At 61.4% G+C, this 20,116-nt stretch carries 18 protein-coding genes and 1 pseudogene; 10 read left to right on the top strand and 9 right to left on the bottom strand.

Features of this window, described 5'->3' with window-relative positions; all coding sequences use genetic code 11:
• Positions 1-12 precede the first annotated feature (12 nt).
• Positions 13-885 (top strand): EamA family transporter, encoded by an 873-nt coding sequence (locus VVD49_RS12945; RefSeq protein WP_327599595.1) that lies wholly within the window; start codon positions 13-15, stop codon positions 883-885.
• A gap of 7 nt (positions 886-892) precedes the next feature.
• On the opposite strand, the gene VVD49_RS12950 is transcribed toward VVD49_RS12945, so the two are convergent.
• The gene (locus tag VVD49_RS12950) at positions 893-1,885 is read right to left on the bottom strand and encodes an AraC family transcriptional regulator (protein WP_327599596.1); all 993 of its coding nucleotides are present in this window, start codon (positions 1,883-1,885) and stop codon (positions 893-895) included.
• A gap of 547 nt (positions 1,886-2,432) precedes the next feature.
• Between VVD49_RS12950 and VVD49_RS12955 the strand changes: the two genes are divergently transcribed.
• The gene (locus VVD49_RS12955) at positions 2,433-2,744 is read left to right on the top strand and encodes a hypothetical protein (protein ID WP_327599597.1); all 312 of its coding nucleotides are present in this window, start codon (positions 2,433-2,435) and stop codon (positions 2,742-2,744) included.
• Positions 2,741-3,133 carry a hypothetical protein gene (locus VVD49_RS12960; RefSeq protein ID WP_327599598.1) on the top strand — a complete coding sequence of 131 codons (393 nt, stop codon included), beginning with the start codon at positions 2,741-2,743 and terminating at the stop codon, positions 3,131-3,133. Before VVD49_RS12955 ends, VVD49_RS12960 begins: the two co-directional genes overlap by 4 nt.
• Before the next feature lie 74 nt (positions 3,134-3,207).
• Here VVD49_RS12960 and VVD49_RS12965 read toward each other — a convergent pair whose 3' ends face one another.
• The 4 genes from VVD49_RS12965 to VVD49_RS12980 form a co-directional block, all read right to left on the bottom strand.
• Positions 3,208-4,287 (bottom strand): patatin-like phospholipase family protein, encoded by a 1,080-nt coding sequence (locus VVD49_RS12965; protein WP_327599599.1) that lies wholly within the window; start codon positions 4,285-4,287, stop codon positions 3,208-3,210.
• 117 nt (positions 4,288-4,404) lie between these two features.
• Positions 4,405-4,998, bottom strand: a complete 594-nt coding sequence (locus VVD49_RS12970; RefSeq protein WP_327599600.1) for a DUF502 domain-containing protein — start codon at positions 4,996-4,998, stop codon at positions 4,405-4,407.
• A 29-nt stretch (positions 4,999-5,027) separates the two neighbouring features.
• Positions 5,028-6,677, bottom strand: a complete 1,650-nt coding sequence (locus VVD49_RS12975; protein ID WP_327599601.1) for a mechanosensitive ion channel family protein — start codon at positions 6,675-6,677, stop codon at positions 5,028-5,030.
• A gap of 164 nt (positions 6,678-6,841) precedes the next feature.
• Positions 6,842-8,815, bottom strand: a complete 1,974-nt coding sequence (locus VVD49_RS12980) for an alkyl/aryl-sulfatase (RefSeq protein WP_327599602.1) — start codon at positions 8,813-8,815, stop codon at positions 6,842-6,844.
• A 525-nt stretch (positions 8,816-9,340) separates the two neighbouring features.
• Here VVD49_RS12980 and VVD49_RS12985 point away from each other — a divergent pair.
• A pseudogene (locus tag VVD49_RS12985) lies at positions 9,341-10,501 on the top strand (methyl-accepting chemotaxis protein); the annotation flags it as partial.
• A gap of 97 nt (positions 10,502-10,598) precedes the next feature.
• On the opposite strand, the gene VVD49_RS12990 reads toward VVD49_RS12985, so the two are convergent.
• The 3 genes from VVD49_RS12990 to VVD49_RS13000 form a co-directional block, all read right to left on the bottom strand.
• Entirely contained in the window at positions 10,599-11,048 is a 450-nt protein-coding gene (locus VVD49_RS12990; protein ID WP_327599604.1) for an MEKHLA domain-containing protein, read from the bottom strand.
• A gap of 299 nt (positions 11,049-11,347) precedes the next feature.
• Positions 11,348-11,668 (bottom strand): DUF5710 domain-containing protein, encoded by a 321-nt coding sequence (locus tag VVD49_RS12995; RefSeq protein WP_327599605.1) that lies wholly within the window; start codon positions 11,666-11,668, stop codon positions 11,348-11,350.
• A gap of 189 nt (positions 11,669-11,857) precedes the next feature.
• Positions 11,858-12,859 (bottom strand): sensor domain-containing diguanylate cyclase, encoded by a 1,002-nt coding sequence (locus VVD49_RS13000; RefSeq protein ID WP_327599606.1) that lies wholly within the window; start codon positions 12,857-12,859, stop codon positions 11,858-11,860.
• A 314-nt stretch (positions 12,860-13,173) separates the two neighbouring features.
• Between VVD49_RS13000 and VVD49_RS13005 the strand changes: the two genes are divergently transcribed.
• The 4 genes from VVD49_RS13005 to VVD49_RS13020 all read left to right on the top strand — a co-directional run bounded on the left by VVD49_RS13005 (position 13,174) and on the right by VVD49_RS13020 (position 16,832).
• Positions 13,174-13,689, top strand: coding sequence for a hypothetical protein (locus VVD49_RS13005; protein ID WP_327599607.1), 516 nt, complete (start codon positions 13,174-13,176; stop codon positions 13,687-13,689).
• 254 nt (positions 13,690-13,943) lie between these two features.
• Positions 13,944-14,717 carry a hypothetical protein gene (locus tag VVD49_RS13010; RefSeq protein ID WP_327599608.1) on the top strand — a complete coding sequence of 258 codons (774 nt, stop codon included), beginning with the start codon at positions 13,944-13,946 and terminating at the stop codon, positions 14,715-14,717.
• Between the two features lie 359 nt (positions 14,718-15,076).
• Positions 15,077-15,517, top strand: coding sequence for a DUF2231 domain-containing protein (locus tag VVD49_RS13015; RefSeq protein ID WP_327599609.1), 441 nt, complete (start codon positions 15,077-15,079; stop codon positions 15,515-15,517).
• Positions 15,510-16,832, top strand: a complete 1,323-nt coding sequence (locus VVD49_RS13020) for a PQQ-dependent sugar dehydrogenase (protein ID WP_327599610.1) — start codon at positions 15,510-15,512, stop codon at positions 16,830-16,832. Before VVD49_RS13015 ends, VVD49_RS13020 begins: the two co-directional genes overlap by 8 nt.
• A gap of 215 nt (positions 16,833-17,047) precedes the next feature.
• Here the strand turns inward: VVD49_RS13020 and VVD49_RS13025 are convergent, their stop codons facing one another.
• On the bottom strand, positions 17,048-17,728 hold the full coding sequence (locus VVD49_RS13025; RefSeq protein WP_327599611.1) for a DNA alkylation repair protein: 681 nt from the start codon (positions 17,726-17,728) through the stop codon (positions 17,048-17,050).
• 320 nt (positions 17,729-18,048) lie between these two features.
• Between VVD49_RS13025 and VVD49_RS13030 the strand changes: the two genes are divergently transcribed.
• Together VVD49_RS13030 and VVD49_RS13035 are read left to right on the top strand one after the other, a co-directional pair.
• Positions 18,049-18,552 (top strand): discoidin domain-containing protein, encoded by a 504-nt coding sequence (locus VVD49_RS13030; RefSeq protein ID WP_327599612.1) that lies wholly within the window; start codon positions 18,049-18,051, stop codon positions 18,550-18,552.
• A gap of 411 nt (positions 18,553-18,963) precedes the next feature.
• Positions 18,964-20,106, top strand: a complete 1,143-nt coding sequence (locus VVD49_RS13035; RefSeq protein WP_327599613.1) for a hypothetical protein — start codon at positions 18,964-18,966, stop codon at positions 20,104-20,106.
• Positions 20,107-20,116: the final 10 nt, after the last annotated feature.

Here is a 20,116-nt window from a genome sequence, read left to right on the forward strand (position 1 = left end):
GCCCCATTCCACATGCTCTACGTTCTGCTCGCCGCTACCTGCAGCGTTCTCGTCTCCGTCCTGCTCAAGGTCGCACGCAAACGCGGCATAGACACAGCACAGGCCATCACCTGGAACTACCTTTCAGCCTCCGTGCTGTGCTTCTTCCTGCTGACGCCGCCACTGGCCAGCCTGCAGCATGCAGACGCGCCCTGGGTGCCCTTGCTCGCACTGGCAGTCATCCTGCCTTCGCTGTTCCTCGTGCTGGCGGCCAGCGTAAGGGCTGCGGGCATCGTGCGTACCGACATCGCACAACGCCTCTCGCTCCTGCTGTCCCTCGCTGCGGCCTTCCTGTTCTTCGGCGAGCAGACGGTCCCACTTAAGCTCGCCGGCCTTGCGCTTGGCCTGCTGGCGGTTGTCGGCATACTCATCCGCCCGCAAGGGCAACAAGCATCGACGCCCGATGGCCAGCGCATGTGGCCGGCATTGCTTACGGTATGGGTCGGCTTCGCGCTTGTCGATGTGCTGCTCAAGCGCATTGCTGCTGCAGGCACGCCATTCGCTGCCTCGCTACAAGTCAGCTTCGTGCTTGCCTTCGTCGGCATGGTGGTCTGGCAAGGGCTGCGCGTCGTGCAGGGCAAGACGCAACTCTCCGCCAGAAACCTGCTCGCCGGCCTGCTGCTCGGCCTCATCAACTTCGGCAACATCATTTTCTACGTGATGGCCCACCGCGCCTTGCCCGGCCAGCCGTCCGTCATATTCGCCAGCATGAACATCGGCGTCGTCGTGCTCGGCACGCTGGTCGGCGTCATCGGCTTCGGCGAGAAGCTGAGCTGGCTCAACCGTGCAGCAATCGGCCTGGCGATCGTGTCGATCGGCCTGATCGCGATGGCGCCGAAGGCCTGAGCCGCGCTCAGTCGCCTGTGCTCGCCGACACGCTCGCTGGCCGGTTTTCCCGCCAGGCTGTCGGCGAGCTACCCGTCCAGCGCAGGAAGGCGCGCGCGAACGAACTGGAATTCGCGAAGCCGCAGAGAAAGGCGATTTCAGTAACGCTGAACTTTGGCTCTGCGAGGAAATGCACGGCGATGTCCTTGCGCACCTGGTCCAGCAGCTTCTGAACTGTGGTGCCTCGCTCGGCGAGCTTGCGATGCAGGCTGCGCTCACTCAGGTGCACCCTTTCAGCGAGCTCCCTGGCACCGAGGTCTCCTGTCGGTAGCAAGCGATAGAGTTCGGCCTTGCAGCGCGATATCAGATCGTCCTTGTCGATTGCTGCCAGCTGCGTCGTGAGCAAAGTATCCAGCGTGTGCGCGAGCTCGAGGTTGCCGGTGTCGAGCGGTTCGTGTGCTGACTCGGCACTCAGCAGGAAAGCATTTTCAGGCGCATTGAACGCTACAGGGCACCTGAAAAAATCGGCGTATGCCATGGGGGAGTCCGGCTCGGGGTAACGCAATCTGAGCTGCAGCGGCGCAAAGCGCTTGCCGAAATTGGCGCGGCACATGGTGACGAGCAAGGCGATCAGTAGCTCGCTTCCCCAGCGATCCAGATCGGCGTCTTCCCGCCGGTGATCGTAGACAACCCAGATCCCCTCATCGGCGTCACGCAAACCCACCGTGGGGCGTTCTCCGACCACGCGCTTGAAACGTACCAGTCGTTCCAGTGCCGTGTGCAGGCAAGGGGAGGCGAGCCAGGCGTAGCCGAGCACGCCAAAGTCCGACGGATGCCAGTACGGCGCGATCTCCAGACTGAAAGAGGGCGACGGAAACTGCTCTGCCAGTGTCCTGAGACAACGATCGGCATCGCTGCTCGGTACGCGTGGGAAGGGTGGCAGATCCTGCGGAAATGCAAGATCGCGATCCCCAGCAAAGCGGGCCAGCAAAGCCAGGACATGACTAGCGAGTTTCTCCATGACTTCAAGTCTGGCAGCAAATGCATGGCGAATGGCGCCTTTTGAACTGCGGCTCGCCTTGCAACGAGGAAGACTTCAGTCAGTCGAGCATTTCCGTCCTCTTTGCCTGTGCAGCAGCGTGAGTGTCCGCCTGCAAGGGGCGAAAACCAGCAGCGCCAGCGCATGAATGCAAAGGTACCTCCCTCAGTCAGGGGTACTGAATCAAGCCTTCGAATGCAAACAACTCGGGGACGACAGGAACCAACTCGAGTACCAGCGCCTTCTTGTCATGTCTTTGGGAAGGCGTTTCAGCCGGGGACTCAGATCCCCGGTCTTTTTTTGGCATTACCCCCTTCACTTGCAACGAGCCTGAATGCCGTCGTTCCCGCGAAAGCGGGAGTCCAGCGTCGTTCAAGCCAATTTCCTTCCCGTGCCCACTTGATCGCCTGCGCAGGCGCCCTTGTTGCTCTTCGAAGGCCGGGGCAACCGGGCCGTGAGCTGCCATCAAGACGCGTCTCGCGTATGCTCCTGCGGTGTCAGTGTGTTCGGACGGTGATGCAGGAAGTGTATGAATACCAAGCCAGCTTCCAGAGACCAGATGCTCTACGGTGTCGTCGACGAGGTTCTGCATTACGTATGGGATCCAATCGGCATTTCGCGCATACCGCAGGCACGTGACGAGTACCACGCCTATCTGCCTCAGGTGTTTGCCTTGCTCATCGGAAATGCTGATGAAGAAGGTATTGCCAGCTACCTCCATGAGACTGCAACCGGGAGGATGGGTCTTCCTGCTGACCTGCAACGCGAAGGGAATGTTGCTCGCGTGCTGATGGAGTGGAGACGCGTGGTGAACGAAAAATTTTCCGGGCCGAGCTCATGAAAACCAGTAGCTGGATCTCCCTCGCAGCCTTGCTTGCCGCGCTCATCGTGGAGGTGTCCGCGATGGTTCATGGCGCGGGAAAATTCGAGTGGAGCTGGTTCTATGCCTGGGCCAACGCGCCGTATGTCGTGCTCGCGCTGATCTTCTGCCTGCCCGTGGGGCAATCACGCGCCCGCGCCAACGCAGGGGGCATCGCCGGAATTTTCGTGCTGGCGTTCACTGCCTGGCTGTACATCAATGCCATGTGGATTTCAGTGTCATCCACGTCTGCGCTGATTTTCATCTTTGCGCCGCCCTATGTCGGCGTGGGCGGGCTGGTCGTGTGGGGGCTGAGCTGGTGGTGGCTCGCACGCCGCGCGGCGTCACGAGGTGGTGACGCGGCCAGTTGAAGAAGCAGGGTGCAGGTGCGCGAAGCAAGCCGCTGCCACCCGATGTCATTGCGCCGGGCTGATAGGTGCCCGGATCAGGCCCGGTTTTTCAGAAACACCCGTGCCTGCTTTTCGCCGTCGGCCATCAGCGCGCCGATATTTTCCGGGCTGCGGTCGAGCTTGCTCTGGTAGTCGAGCTTCACCTGCAGCTCCTCGGAGATTTCGATGAAGGGGATGTAGTAGTCACGATCTTCCGCGCCGGGGTAGGAGCGCGGGATACGTACCGGGCCCGTGACATCGAACTTCTTCAGGAAGTCGGGATGGAAAGCACCCATGCCCAGCAGGTCGTTCACGAACGCTACGGTATCCAGCGACTGGAAGAGGGATACGTTGCCCACGAGCTGGTTGCGACGGTCTCCGATGGCCTCTGGCAAGACGGGCGCCTTGGCGCAGGTCGTGGGATTGATCTTGATCACCCATAATTCCTGCGGCATGTTTTCCGCCCCGACATGGATCGCCCGTATCAGCTCCTTGACGGGCGGATTGTCGGAAAACAGTCCATCCCAATAGGCCCTGCCATCGAACTCGACGGCCGGGAAGATGTTTGGCACGGCGCATGAGGCGAGGATGTGCTCGGCGCGGATCGCCATCGCGCGCGAGCTGAACTTGACGAGCTGTCCGGACAGGACATCCGCTGCGCCGATGAGGAGTGCCGGCCCCTTGTCGAGCGCGCCCCAGCGCTGCCATTCATCGAAGTCGATATGCGCCTCCAGTAGCGCGCGCAGATCCGTGAAGTGCGGGCGGAATGCACTGGTTGTTGCGCCGAATATTGCGGCCATCATGGGCTCTGCCGGGCTGACGTTGTACTGCGGCGCTTGTCCGCGACTGACCGCGCGCAGGGACTCCACAACGAGTTTGTTGAAAGCGAGTTCTTGCGGCGTCTGCGCCGTGTTTTCATCCCAGAAGTCGATGATGCGGCGCCACGGCTCACGGTCCTTTTTCTTCAGCGAATACCACGCCAGCGCAGCGCAGATCGAGCCGCCAGAGGTCCTGGAGAAGCTCACGATATCGAAGTCCTGATGCACTCCTTCCTCGAACAGGCCTTTCAGCACGCCAGCCGTGAACGCGGTCTGGCTGCCGCCGCCCTGGCAGGCTATGGCGATCTTCGTCTTCATTTCCAGTTACTCCTGTACTGCGTGTGGGCGTGCGACCCGATCAACAGGTAGGGGCCGAGTGGGGGAGTGCGTCGTGCGGTGTCGAAGCGAGTGTCCGAACAGGGCTGGCCCGGAGCATCAAGGCCCGATCTTGAGGTGTTCGGCCGAGCCGTTACCGATCCTGCGCAGGATGTTCGTTGCTTCGCCGAAGGTGAGGCCACTCGGGCGCACACGCTCGGGCGTGAGGTAGTAGAGCGAGCCGGAGAGTGGCGAAGGCGCACCGGGTACGAAGACGGCGAGCTCGCCCGTGCTCAGCTCATCCACCACCACGCCGATCTGCCAGGCGTCTTCGATGCGCACCAGTACGCTCTTGCGGTTGGGGTTGTCCTGCAGCTCATCGATGTGGGTCATGTCGCTGACGATGCCCCGCACGACCAGGTAGCCCGGCATCTTCGACAGCAGCACCTTCTCGATCCAGCCGACGAAGTCCTGGCCTGCCTTGGTTTGCCCTATCAGGCCGGCGATGAAGGACACGACCAGCAATAGCGCGGCAGCAATCAAGGTGGCGATGGCGACACCCAGCACCGGTTTGTCGGGGAAGTGGGTGACCAGCGGCCCCACCACGTGCTTCGCGATGTTGAGCGCCTTCTCGAAGATGACGATCAGCAGCACCACGGGCACCAGGAAGAGCAGGCCGCCGATGATTGTCGTCTTGATGAATTTCATCAACATGGGGAGTGCTCCTTCCTGCTGTAAAAAGTTCAGGCGCTTGCTGGCGGCTTGTTGGTGCGTTTCGGCGCGGCGTAGGGATCGTCGGGCGCAGTGACTTTCAAGGTGTCCGGGTCGCCGAGATAGTGCGGCGACATGATCTGCACGCCCTGCTCATTGAATACATCCAGGATATTGGCGTGCAACAGGTCGAGCACCTCCGCGCGTGGGCGTGGTTGTGACGGCACGGCCTGGCAGACGAGCCGGTATTCGACGTAGAAGTCGGACAGCGCAGTCTTGAAGACGCGCGGTTTCGGATCCGCCAGCACACCCTCGGTGAGATCGGCCGCATCGATGAGCATCTCGCGCACCTGTCGCCACGGCGTGTCGTAGCCGATGGTGACAACGGTATCCAGCACATAGCCCGAGCCCTTCACCGCGCGCGAGTAGTTCTTGGTGGTCGTGCCGAGCACCACGGCGTTCGGCATGGCGAGCTCCTCGCCGAGCCCCGTGCGGATCTTGGTGGTGAAAGTACCGAGCTCGATGACCGTGCCCTCATGGTCGTTGATGCGCACATACTCACCGACGCGCAGGGTCTTGGAGTACATCAGGATCAGCCCGGACGCTCCCTGGCCCATGAGGCTCGAACCCCCTATCGTGATCATCAGGCCGACCAGTACCGATACGCCCTTGAAGGCTTCGCTGCCAGCGCCCGGCAGGTAGGGATAGGCCATGACAAGCGCAAACAGCCAGATACCGATGTTGACAATCTTGCGCGTCGGCGCCGCCGTGTCCTTGTCCAGCCATGTCGATCGACCCTGGCCGCGCTCGACGCGGTCGAACACCGGCCCGAGCGCCGCTGTCACGAATCGCGCCAGCAGGAAAATCAGGACGGCGACGAACAGGTCGGGCAACGCATGCAGGATGCCCAACCCGAGTTGCTCCCCCGCACTGAACAGGTAGCTGCCCAGCGCCTCACCCCAGGGGCGCGTATAGGCAAACTGGGTGAGCACGAAACTCAACCACTCATAAAGCGCAATGGCCAGCACCAGGAACACCGCTGCCCTGACCAGCCAGCGCACGAGCGCCTGCAACCATGACGCCTGGATGATGGGCGCACCTGCGACATGCACGGCATCTGCGCGCGATGTCAGCAGCGCCGTCGTGCGATCGACCACTGCGCGACGGAAGCGCAGCACGACCCACGCGATGGCGAGGAAGAAGACCGTGGCCAGCGCCGAACGCCAGAGCGCAGTCAGTTGGCGGCCGCGGTCGCGCGACTCGTGCGTTTCGGCAATGGCATCGGCAAGTGCTTGCCGCACAGCCTGTGTCGCCGAGTCGAGCGTCTCTCCGCTGAGTTTGTCGACATCGTCCGGCCCCAGCACGATGGCCATCGAGCCATCGATGAACAGCACGTTTCCTTGCGGCTCAAGCTGGGTGGTCACGACGCCGGCCCCAGCGTGCGCCAGCAGCTCGCCAATGCGGCGCGAAGTCCGTCGCGCCCGCTCAGCAGGCGTCACGCCGAACAGCGGCGCACGGAACACTGCAATCTGCCGGTTGAGCACCTTGACCGGCACGCCTTCCTGAGAGACCGCAGTAGCCGGCGTTGCCTGCGATGTCGGCAGAGGTGCCTCCGCCGCGCTGGCGATCGGTACCAGCAGCATGAGGAACAGGCGGAACAGCAGTGGAATGAAAAAACGCATGCCTTACCCTTTTGCGAAGCTATCTGTCTGACTGCTGATCTTACGGCCTCGTCACGATCAGGGACAGGAGGCGGCGCCCACTAACGCCGCCGGGTCACCGCCAAAGAAAATGACCCCGCAGGGGCCATTTCCTCTGGTACTGGTTGCCTCGGCATCAAGCCCGATTACGGCGTAACGATGTTGAACCAGAACTCGAAGTCATCGAGGTAGCCGAGGAACTCCTTCAGCTTGGCATCGCTGCCGCTTAGTTTGACGTCGCCCGATTTGACGAGATCGTCCAGCTTGGCTTCCTTCAGGATGATCTTGTTGAGCGTGTCACGCGACAGATTGAGGCCCACATCCGCATTTGGCGACTGGGCTGCAGCGGTATGGTTCAGCACACCGTTCTCGAGCTCCAGCAGATACTTGCCCTCGGCCCCGCCGAAATCGACGTTGATGGCAGTCTTCGCGGTGCCGGCCTTCGGCCCGTTGAGGCGTACGCCCAGATAGTCGAAGAACATCTCCGGTGTCATGGAGCGCACGGTGTCAGCGCTGGCGGTGTTAGGCGTTGGCAGCTTGGCGACGCCACCACGCAACTCCTGCGCACCGGTCAGGTAGAAATTGCGCCATGGGCCGGACTCGGCCTGATAGCCCATCTGCTCCAGCGCATCCGCTTCCAGTTCGCGTGCCGCCTTGTTGGTCGGGTCCGCAAACACCACGTGCTTCACCACTTGCGCAACCCAGCGGTACTCGCCCTTGGCGTACGACTGCTTGGCCTTGCTCAGCACCGCGCTTGCGCCGCCCATGAATTCGACATACTTCTTGGCGGCTTCCACCGGGGTCAACTCATGCAAGGTTGCCGGATTGCCGTCGAACCAGCCGAGGTACAGCACGTAGGTCGCCTTCACGTCATGGCTGACCGAGCCGTAGTAGCCGCGATTGGACCAGGCCTTGGCGAGGCCGTCGGGCAGCTTGAACTGTTCGGCGATCTCGTCACGGGTGTAGCCCATGTTCGCGAGGCGCAGGGTCTCGTCATTGATGTAGCGATACAGGTCACGCTGCGACTTCATCAGCTTGGTGACCTCGGCATTACCCCAGGTTGGCCAGTGGTGCTGCGCAAAGATCACCTCGGCCTTGCTACCCCACATGACAAGCGCCTGGTTGATGTACTTTGACCATGGCAGTGGCTCGCGGATCTTGGCGCCACGCAGCGAGTAAGTGTTGTGCAAGGTGTGCGTGATGTCTTCCGCTGCGGAGATGGCCTTCTTCTCTTCGATGTACCACAGCATTTCCGACGGAGCTTCCGAGCCGGGGGCCATCAGGAATTCGTATGTCAGGCCGTCGATGACTTTCTTCTCGCCGGTCTTGGTGATGATGTCCGTCGGCGGGATCAGCGTCACCGTGCCTGCGGATGTCGTGGTGCCCAGCCCGGCACCCACCTGGCCTTTGGCATCGGCCGGCAGAAGGTTGCCGTACATGTAGCTGGCGCGACGGCTCATGGCGTTACCGGCCATGACGTTCTCGGCGACGGCCGCTTCGAGGAAACCTTCTGGCCCGTAGATCTTGACCTTGCCGGCCTTGACGTCAGCCTCGTCGACAACGCCGCGCACGCCGCCATAGTGGTCGACGTGGCTGTGCGTGTAGATCACGGCAACGACGGGCTTCTTGCCGCGGTTCTTGAAGTACAGATCAATCCCGACCTTGGCTGTTTCCGAGGAGACCAGCGGGTCGACGATCGTAATGCCCGTCTTGCCCTCGATGATGGTCATGTTGGACAGGTCGAGGTTGCGGATCTGATAGATCCCGTCGGCAACCTGGTAGAGGCCTGCCTTGGTGATGATCTGCGCTTGGCGCCACAGGCTGGGGTTGACGGTCTCCGGCGCTTTCACGCCTTCCTTGATGAAACCGTACTGATCCGGGTTCCAGATCATGTTGCCGGAGGGCCCCTTGATCGGAGTTGTGGGCGCTGCTTCGATGAGGCCCTTGTTGGCGTTGGCGAAGTCGGTGGTGTCGGAGAAAGGTAGCTCTTTCAGCAGAGCGTCATTGGCGGCCTTGGTGGCGCTCGTGGCTGCCTTGCGAAGGTCAGCTGCCGTGGCCGTCAGCGCCGTGCTGGCTAAGGTAGCAATGAGTACGCTGACGTACATGGTCTTCAGTTTCATGACGGGTTCTCCTTGAGGTCCAGCAACTTGGAATTGCGAATGCCTGGCCGGCAAGCCCGGCAAGGGCTCGGTTCTTGCGCAGTACTTGCAAGAGCCAGCTTTTGAACTCTGCATGGTTTTGACGTATTGCGCATCGCACCTAGGGGAGACGTGGTTTGCACCAAAGTGCAGAGCCAGTGGCGCACGATCGCCCCGTTTTTTGTGTGGCGGGGGCGAGCGCGTCGCGACTCAGCACCCGTTGTGAAGCCCTTTCTTCATGCGCAGCATGAGCACGGAGATGCTGTGTAATGTCTGCCGGAATGTCACCTGTATATCTCGGGCGGACCCTAAAGGTATTTAGCCCCCGCGCCGTACTAATGACGTGCGGATGAACACGGCACTCACAGCACTCACAGGTTTGAGGAGAGAAAGATGGGCATGATGGAACGACTCTTCGGGAGTGCCGCAGCCCGCAAGGCGGAGGGGGAGGCGCTGCAACAGCGCCTGCAGGGGCAGGCTGCCGTGCTAGACGCACTTGATCACTCCACCGCCGTCATCGAATTCACTGCAGATGGCGTCATCCTCACCGCCAACGAGAATTTCCTGAAGACCATGGGCTACAGGCTCGAGGAGATTCGCGGGCAACACCACCGCATGTTCTGCGAACCAGACTATGTCGCCTCGCCAGACTACGCGCGCTTCTGGGAAAAATTGCGCCAGGGAGAACACACCTCGGCGCTCTTTCGCCGGCGCGACAGCCAGGGCAGGCCGATCTGGCTGGAGGCTTCCTACAATCCTTTGAAAGATGTGCAGGGGCGCGTCGTCAAGGTGATCAAGTTCGCGACCGACGTGACGGCCAAGATCATCGAGGCGCACGAGAAGCAGAGCAAGGTCAACGCGATCAGCCGTGCAATGGCGATGATCGAATTCAATCTGGATGGCACCGTCGTATGTGCCAACGAGAACTTCCTCAAGACCATGCGTTACACCTTGCCCGAGATCCAGGGCAGGCATCACAGCATGTTCTGCGATCGCGCGCTGGTGGAGTCCGCCGAATACCGGGATTTCTGGGCGCGCCTGAACCGAGGTGAATTCATCTCCGGAGAGTTCAAGCGTGTATCGAAAGGCGGCGGCGAGATCTGGCTGGAGGCTTCCTACAACCCGATGTTCGACGACCAGGGGCGGCTCTACAAGATCGTCAAATTCGCGAGCGACATCACCGACAAGGTGTCGCGCGTGCAGCGCGATGTCGAGAACGCCCGCGAAGCGAACCGCCTCGCGGCCGAAACCGGCACCATCTCCCAGAAAGGCGAGGGCGTGATCGATGCGGCAGCCGATGCCATGCGCGGCATCGCCGGTTGCGTGCGCGACTCCTCAGGCTTCATTACCGACCTGGGCGCGCAGTCCTCGCGCATCACCTCCATCGTTGCGACGATCCAGGAGATCGCCGATCAGACCAACCTGCTGGCGCTCAACGCTGCCATCGAAGCGGCGCGCGCCGGCGAGCAGGGTCGAGGCTTCGCCGTCGTCGCCGACGAAGTGCGCAAACTCGCCGAACGCACACGCATGTCGACTACCGAGATCTCCTCGATGATCGACAGCATCGGCAAGGGCACGCAGACCGCCTGTACGAGCATGGAGACCATGCTGGCGCAGGCCGAGCGGGGTGTCGAACTGGCCAATGCAGCGGGCTCGGCCATCCACGGCATTCACGACAGCACCCGTCAGGTGCAGCAGGTGATCAGCCAGTTCTCAGCTGTGGCAGACAGTCGCTAGGGCTTGGTTGCAGGGGGGATGCCCGGCCTCAGACAGCCGTGATCCTGCGGTACGTGGCGGCTTGCCCGATCCGCGTGCCTGCCGCATCCACCAGGTTCCACACCGTCACATCCTCGATCCAGAAACGTGCCCCGTCCTTCGCGATGCGCAAGCCGCGATAGCCGGTTGCGAAGCCATCACGCGTCACACGCTGCAAGAGCGCATCACGCTCCTCGCGATTGGGTGCTTCGGCAGAGAGGCGCGAAGGCAGACCGATGAACTCGTCGGCGTCATAACCGAAGCAACGCAGCGTGGCCGCATTCGCATAGACAAAGCGCGGGTCAGCGCTCGCGTCATGCGCCAGCACGCAGAAATCCGCCTCTTCATCGAGCCAGCGCACGGCGGCTTCCGGGCCGAGGCTTGCAGGCGCGAGCGCCACGCCAAGCAGTCGCGCATGCGAGGCCAGGATGTCGCTTGCCCAGTCAGTTCTTGTTCGCATGTATGGGTTTTCGTAAGCAGCGAAAAATCTTCAGGAAATCATCGCCAACAAGGCGGGCTCACTGTTGCGAGACCCCTGCACAAGCCCTTCGCCGCAGAGGCGTGGGGCGGTAGCGAAAGTGGTCCCGCACGGCTCACCTGAGCCAAGGAATCGTAGGTCGGAAAAGCAAAGCGCCTTCCGACATCAAACGCACGACCACGGCTTGCCCCCACTTGAGTGCCCGACGTCGGAAGGCGCTGCGCTTTTCCGACCTACCAAACCGGCGTCGGCGCGGGCAATCAATGCCCAAGCACAGCCTCTCAGGCCGACAAGGCCGTAGCGCGGCACTTGTCGCACACATCCCAAGGCAGGCATTCGCAGACACGCGGCAGCTCGACATACCGGCTGCCGATCTGCACGATGCCCGCGGACGCGCTTTGCGCTTTCGCCTTCACAGGCGCGCGACTCGGCGCTGCGGATGAGGGCGCCGCTCCGTCACGCGGCGTGGGGCTCCACTTCGCGAACGGCGCCATGTCCGCCTTGCCCTCGACGTACCAAAGCTTGCTCGCCGCATCCCAGCGCGCACCGAGTGCCTTGGCTGCATCTTTCTCGGCGAAGGGGACTTTCAGGTTGAATCTCATGGTGTGACAAGGGTGAATGGCGAGGGCGGGATCATACGGGGAAGAGAGGTCGAGCGCTGGAGCAGGGCGCTACAGACTGCTGCTGCCGTCACCCCGGACGTGATTGCTGCGTGAAACAAAAGGCCGTGCAATGCGCGGCCTTTTCGTTGCAATCACTGGTTCTCACGCTGCAGCGACCCGCCTTTGTCGTTACGACGCGCGTCGCTGGCGCTTGATGCGATACATCTCCGTATCCGCCAGGCGAAAAGCCTCGTCGGCGTCGGCGGTATCGGGACTGATGTAGACCACGCCGACGCTGGCGCCTGCGTAGTCGAACTGGACGTCCTTGAGCCGGAACTTGCCGGTGGTCGCGGCGGTGATGCGGGCTGCGAGCAGCTCGGCAGCGAGGTCAGCGTTTTCAGCCGGGCCGGGTGCGACGATGCCGAACTCATCGCCGCCAAGGCGGCCGATCGAGTCCATCGTGCGCAAGGTGTCGCGCAAGCGTCGTGCGGTCTCTTGCAGGAAGAGGTCTCCGGTCTGGTGGCCGTAAGTGTCATTGATGTGCTTGAAGCCATCCATGTCGATCAGCCCGACCAGCACGCAGGTGTCCTCGCGTTTGGCCTGCGCGAGCGCTCGTTCGAGCGTGTCGGTAATGGCGCGTCGATTGAGCAGGCCGGTGAGCACGTCGACCAAGGCATGCGTCGCCAGACGAGCATTCGTCTCCGTCAGTTGCAGCAACAGGCGCTCGCGCTCCAGCCAGGTGCCGATGAGTTGCGAAAACAGTTGCAGGAGTTTTTCCGTGTCGGGCGTCAGCGATCGCGATACGCCGCTCGCGGCACACAAGGTGCCGAGCAGTTCGCCGCCCTGACTGCGTACCGGCGTACTCACATAGGTGCGGATGCCCAGCGCACGCGCCGCAGCCGAGTCGCCCCAGCAGTCGGCGACATCGGGCGTATAGGTGCGGCCCTCGTCGAGCGAGCGCTTGCACAACGTGTCGTCCCAGGGTACATCGAGCCCCTCCGGAATCTGCATCTCGCCCACGTTGCGGGCATACAGCACGTGCTGGACGCTGGCTTGCAGGTCGATCGTAGTCAGGTAAGTCGACTCCATGCCCGCGACCGTGCCGAGCAGTTCCAGCAAGGGGCGCGTGAGTTCTTCCGTAGACCCGGCGCGTGGCACCGCTGTAACGAGCTGTGAGAGGAGAGCGTCCATGTGCGGCAAGAGGCGTGGAAGGAGGGACCTCCATTTTGCTCAAGAAGCGGCGCCATGGGGCGATTGGTTTTCCCGGACTCAGCGCGCCTTGTCCATCGTCAATTCGCGGCTGAGCATTGTCAGTCAGGTCGCAGTGTTCCCGCACCCCCTGCGTCAGAGCGCGCTCTACGGGATACGTGCCGACCATTACCGCATGGCGTGAAGCGATACCCGTCTGGGCACTCGTGATCTTCATCGCGAATGCTAGTTTTTGATGAGCCGGCCGCATGAGGCCGGTCGGTCGGTATTTCTCATCAAGCACAGCGGAGAGCGACATGCAGGCATACAACTTGGCGAATGGCGATATGGTTTTACGCGCTGACACTGCGAACGGCGTGGCCGGAGAGTTGATTGCGGTTCGTACGGATCTGGGCAGGCGCGTTGTTGCCTGGCGACCCGTCGCACCCATCCCGGCCAATCCCGATCACCGCTTTTTCTGCCATGGCTATGCGCTCGACACTTATACGCGTCATGGCTACACGGTTACGTCTGGAACCGACATGACAATCGTCCTGAGCGACGAGTACAACCTGATTGGTGGGCTCGATACGAACGCTGCGCAAAACAACGATATCGTGGTCTTCTGGGGGCCGACGAACAGAGGCAGAGCAATCAAGCATTCAGCCAAATTGACGGGCGTGATCTTCAATCCCGGAGGTGGTATCGACTCCAGTCTGACTACGACCAACAGCAAGACGGGAACCGGCGCCCTGAAGATCAGTGTGTCACTCGATACCGTCAGGAATGACTATCCAACATGTGACCTTATCCAGATCTATCGGCGGGGCTAACCTTCGGATCAGCAAGCAGCGGGTGAAGATCGCAGCGGCCGTTGGCAAGAAAGCCGCGGCTCTGCCGCGCTGTATCCGGGCTGCATGTCTGCCTCCGCTTTCAGCCTGAGCGCCGGATTGAAAAGGCAGATGCACGCAGGGGAAGCAAGCCCGAATCTGCCGGGGATCTGGGCTATGCTGGCTTCGGCTTGATTCAGATACAGAACCCCGTCGAGCTCTTTCACGAATCAGTAGCAACAGCGAGGAGGTGCTTCATGCCAGGAACAAAAGATGCCGGTCCCTTGTGCTCCATTCTCAACGGGCCGGCGCAGCAACTGGCTGATGGAACGCTATGTCTGTGCGCATCGCCTCGGCCGGGGGCGGTTGGCGTCGAGCCGGGGATGTTTGACCATGTCAGCATTCTCGAAGATCCGAAGGATGGTCAGGTCTTCGCTCAGGAAGCCTGGTTCGAACAGCGTTACCCCAACCTGCTGGAAGACGCACGGCTCCGGTTCATTGCCATCGTCAATAACTGGGTCGTCAATCACTGGGGTGACAAGACCTTCCAGGACCAGGAGCAGAGAATCGCCGTGCTCGGCCAGAATTTTTACGCCAGTCCCCACCCGGAAACTGCGAAGCAAAATGCCCAGATCATGGCTGACAGGGCATTGCCACTGGATCCCTTGAGCGCTTCGCGGGTAAAGAACATGGTGCCGGACAACCGTTTCGAACTGTGCGGCGACAAGCCGCAATCGTTCCACGAAGCGGACATGGTCATCGGGCGTTTCTTCATCGACCTGCGCACGCCATTCGACATTACCTATCTGAACCCAGGCAGCGCTACCGAAACCTTCGAGTGGTCCGCGACCATGTACGTCGGTGACACCATGGGCGTCCAGGCACACGACAAGGCCGCGCACTTCCCCGGCGTACTCACCTTCGCGCCTTCGCGGAAAGTCACACGTGGTCAGTGGAAAATCGGAGGAGGGGGAAACAAACCTGGCTCGCCAGCCTCTTCGAACGGCTGGGCCCCGTTCAACTCCCCCTGATCGGGGTGAACGGGCTTGGCGCCCGTGTGGTGCACTTGAAATGAGAACTACATTTCTGGCTTGCACGCGACTTTGGGCGCGAGGCCGCGCTCCATTGGCTTGCTTTCAAAACATCGCTTTGCTCTCGTTCAGTGGCCGTCCGGGGCACGTGAGGTGAGGGGGTAAGCGCGCCTTCACACTGCCATCGGTGATGCGCAGGTCGTGCCTTCACGGGCCGGGCACGGCGCTTGTGACTCCAGCGTACGGTCGCCGACGTACAGATGGCGCGGCAACCGAGCGCACGCTGAGTCCGCACCGTGCCAAGAGCGGCTTGCTGGCTGCGACCTGGTCTTGATGACATTGCCCGTGAAAGCCCTCTCATGAAATCCGGTTCCAACCTTTGTGGCTCCGCCGCCAATGCGGTCTACGGGCTGCTCAATCCCGTCCCGTTCGGCTGCTTTACGGCTGGGCTGATTTTCGACGTGCTCTATGTCCGCACCTTCGAGTTGCAGTGGAACAAGGGCGCGGCCTGGCTGATCGCCATCGGTTTGCTGTTCGCGGTAATCCCGCGGCTGATCAATCTGGTGCGGGTATGGATCACGTCCCGCCGCGCATCGCTGGCAACTGACAAGCTCGACTTCTGGCTCAATCTGCTGGCAATCGTGGTCGCCATCGTCAACGCCTTCGTGCATAGCCGCGACGCCTATGGCGTGGTGCCCGCCGGGGTACTGCTGTCGACGCTCACTGTGGTCCTTTTGTCCATCGGGAACGTGCTCGTCTCGATTCAACGCAGCCCGATCGGGAGCGCGACACATGCGTAAGAATTGCTTTCCTGGCGATTACTTTCTGAGCGTCATCGCGTTGGCATCGTTAAGCCTTGCCGGATGCAGCGAGCACGCCTCATTCAAACCTGCCGAGCAATCGGGCAGCGAGCCGACATTGCCCGCGGCGAAGAACTTCATCATGCCGCCGATGCAGGTCCCCGACGGGGTTGGCTGGAAGCAGGGCCAGATGCCGCAAGTCGCGACCGGTCTGCATATCGAGCGTGTGGCCGATGGGCTCAAGCACCCGCGCCAGTTGCTCACGCTGCCCAATGGCGATGTGCTGGTGGTCGAATCCAACGGCCCGGGCACCGAAGCTACGACCACGCCCAAGCAGTTGATCGCCGGCATCATCAAGGGCAAGTCGGGCAAAGGAGCCAAGGGCGGCAACCAGATCACCCTGCTGCGCAAGAACGGTGCGACTTGGGAGAAACACGTTTTCCTCAAGGGGCTGAATTCACCGTTCGGATTGCAATTGATCGGTAATTTTCTCTACGTTGCCAATACCGACAACATCGTCAGGTTCCCGTACACGGTAGGCCAGACCGAGATTGGCGCACCCGGCGTGGTGTTCGCGGATCTGCCCAGCACCATCAACCACCACTGGACCAAAGCACTGCTGGCTAACGCCGCGGGCACGAAGCTGTATGTTGGCGTGGGCTCCAACAGCAACATCACGGAAAACGGTCTGGACGTGGAGTACCGTCGCGCGGACGTGCTCGAAGTGGATGTAGCCACCGGTGGCAGCCGCATTTATGCATCCGGCTTGCGCAATCCGACGGGACTCGGCTGGGAAAAACAGAGTGGCAAGCTCTGGGCCATCGTCAATGAGCGAGACGAAATCGGCGCGGACCTTGTACCCGACTACCTGACCTCGGTGCAGGAAGGCGGCTTCTACGGCTGGCCATACAGCTATTACGGCCAGCATGTCGACAAACGCGTCATGCCACAGCGGCCCGATCTCGTGGCCAAGGCCATCAAGCCGGACTACTCGCTGGGCTCACACGTTGCACCGCTCGGCCTGTTGATGACCGACGCCAACGCGCTGCCCGCCAGATACCAGAGTGGCGCCTTCATCAGCGAGCACGGCAGCTGGGACCGCTCGCCGTTGAGTGGTTACGAAGTCGTCTTCGTGAGCTTCCAGAATGGCCGGCCGGTTGGCGCGCCACAGCCTGTCGTCAGCGGCTTCTTCTCGCAGGACGAATCGCAACTGTACGGCGCGCCTGTGGGTCTGGCGCAGGACAAGGAGGGCGCGCTGCTCATTGCTGATGACGTCGGTAACACGGTATGGCGTGTCACCGCTGCCGGGCGCTGACAGCTATAGCGAGTTTGCCGGTGTAGTCGCACGCGCGGCCCCGCCGCCGGTCTCATGGCTCATGGCTCATGCTTCAGGCATGATCGGGTGGCGTAGGGCGGAACTCCTCCGGAGGTTCCGCCGAGTCAGGGCCAAGGCGTACCTGACGTAAATGCAGCCTCTCGGCGGCTGGCGGAACCGCTTTATGTTCCGCCCTACGCGAACCGCAGAACATTTCAGAGCCGCTTCAGCGCCTCGCGCCGCGTCAAACCAGATACCCGATCGGCATTTTCCACCACCCAGTCGCGCACCCACGCCGCATCGTGGCGCGCAAACTGGCGCAGCGCCCAGCCCATCGCCTTGCGGATGAAAAAATCCGTGTGATCCAGATTCGCTTTCAGGATGGCATCAAGGCGTGCACGATCCGTCTCGCCCGCGTAGTTCAGCTGATGCAGGATCGCCACGCGACGCAGCCACATATCCTCGTGCGTGGCATACGCATCCAGCCGTGCCTGCAATGCCGGTGCGCGGCGGCACAGGCTGCCATACACATGCGCCGCGATCAGATCCGCCGAATCCCACCAGGCCTTCGCCTGCACCAGCGCCGCCAGCCGCGGCTCGTGCGACGCCTCGAAACGCGCCGCGAACTTCACCAGCAGATCCACCGCCACGTACTGACACTCGCGCTCATCGAAACCCCACAAGGCTTCAGCCACCGCCAGCAGCCAGTCGGCATCTGGCGCGCGTCCCAGGCCCGCCACCTGCGCTTTCACCGCTGCCCGCCGTGCCGGCGACGGGATGCCGAAGAACACGAAACGCTGTTTCATGTAAGCCGCCATCGGTGCTGCGCGTGTGGGGTCTGCCAGCGTGGCGAGTTGCTGGCGGAGGTTGGTGGCGAATTGGCTTGCAGTGGGCATAGGGTTCAGCATGGAGTGAGCGTGTAAGTGCGTGGGTGTGAGCCGCCGGCGCACCCTACCTGGCTGTCGCACACGTAAGGTACCGGGAACATTGTTTCGTCGAGTGAGCAAGCTGGAAGTGATTCCGTGTCGATCAAGCCACGCCTGTTCTGAAGCCTGCCACAACCTGCACATTTCCAAAGTATAGTGAGCCCGTACCGCTTGCAGACGGCATAAACAGCAGCCGGCAGTCGCACGCCAGGCCGGTACGACCGCAGTCGATGGAAATCCTCCACCAGTCCCAAGGGTGGTTAGACCGCAGCTCACCAAAGGAGAAAACAATGCATCACGCATGGAAGAGTATTTCCAGAGCTTGTCTTGCCGTTTCAACACCGCTTCTGGTTGCAGCAGTTTTCAGTACCGCCGCTCACGCAGACGAAGTACGCATTCCCTCGCTTTACGCAGCGTCGAGCCAGTCCGGCTGGGCGCACGGCGTGGAAAAGGCCGGGGACAATAATTTCGCCACTCGCTGGGAGGCGGGCACGACAAAGGCCCAGACCTGGATCGCGATCAGCTTCCTGGTGCCGACCGAGGTGTTCCAGTTGCGATTCAAGGAGCACGAGTCGCGTCTGAGCACTTACAAGATCCAGATTCTCAAGGGGCTGAAGTGGATCACCATCGACGAGGGGTTCGGCTCAGGGTCGAGCACTTCGTACTCGATCAACATCGAAGAGAAGGTGTCTGCCATCCGCTTGATCACGACCTCGGTCGGCAACGGGCTGCCGTCGTTCTCGGAGTTCTATGCGGTACGGGATACCGTGGCAGCCACTACTGCAGCGAAGTAGCGACTGGGAGCTGATCTGTCCGGAAGCCAGAAGGCCACGCATTGCGTGGCCTTTTTTCCTGTGAGACACATGCCACAGGCGTTGGGTGCGCATTGCTCACCCTACTTGGCTCAAGCGTGAACGCTTTCTGATTGTCTATGGCAGTGCTTTAGCTGGGGGTCCGTCCCCGATTTTTCTTGAAAAAGAGATAAATCGTGAAGGCGTGAACGACGAGCCGCATCGTGCCCGAAAGGGTGTGGGCATATCCCCCCTTCGCAGGGGGGATTGACGTTATCCAAAGTAGTTAGAGTGACGCCGCTAGTGTCTCTGCGAATGAAGCGTGACACTCGATGTGACGAGCATGTGCGGCTGGCCTGCGTTGAAGGTAGCCGACACAAGTCCGACTGCGAACTCAAGCTCTGGAGAGTCGTCATGAGCCATGAATACCTACGGCCAGCTTGCAACACGCATACACGAGCAAGCAGCTCATTGGAGACCGTGAGGCTTGTCGTGACACTGCTGGCCGCGACTGCTATTGCTTCACCCGCCTTCGCAAGCACAGCGGTGCTGCAAAAACCCGGCGCAGCCGCCACTGCCTCCGCGACGACCAAGCCGGTCAAGGGGCTGCTCTATATGCCAGACGAGGCTGTCATCACGGTCGACGGCAAGCGCAGCACGGCAGGAGCGTTAAAGCGCCAGATTGATGCCGACCTGGCGCAGAAGGCCGGACCTCCAAAAACCGTCAGTGGCGGCACTCGGCAACCGGCTCAGAATCAAGCCTTGCGTGGCGCAGTGATCCGCTCGACTACGGCGAATGTACCCCTCGATAGAGCCACTGCCATTAACGTCAGCCAGACAAACAGCGCCATCGACCTCAAATGCAACGACAAAGGGCCACCTGCGATCGCTGAAGTCGAGGGTCACCTGAAGCCCGGTGGTAAGACAAGCATATGGGGACGTTGCTTCGGCGAACTGTCAGGGCGCGTCGAAATGATTGGTCAGTTCCCAAATGGCAAGATAGTCGTACCGTTCACGAAGTGGTCGATGACCAGCGTTGAGATCGAAATGCCAGCCAGTATTCGGGGCGCCGCCGACCATGCCGTGGCTGTGACTCTCATCACCGCTGACGGCAAGGTTTCTCTGGCGAAACAGGCGCAGTTTGTCGCTGCACGAGAGCGGATTGAGGTGTCTGATCGCCTATGGAACCCCAGTGCAGGGTTCGAGCTGTCGTCGACTGTTGAAACGCTCAATACGGACACCGGCGTCAAACGTAACAATCCAGCACAGACGGGCCAGATTGCCAGGTCGTTGCGTGTAAATCCACAGTGCGCCCTCGACAACATGGAGGCGACGGTACTTGCAGGTAACGTGACCCGGTTTCAGGGCTGGGAGGCGGGGCCTGCTAATGAGGCCTCGGTGACCATCGACTGGGTGGGTACATGCATCAACACGACAACGACCACCAACTATCATTACGTCGCCGCTATAGGGGGGAGCATCACGATCAGCAGCGCATGCAAGGTTGCTTTCGCGACTCGCGCTTGGGCTTATTGCCCGGTTGGCATCGCGCCTTGAGGTGCCTGGA

Source organism: Uliginosibacterium silvisoli (assembly GCF_036017035.1).
GTDB lineage: Bacteria > Pseudomonadota > Gammaproteobacteria > Burkholderiales > Rhodocyclaceae > Viridibacterium > Viridibacterium silvisoli.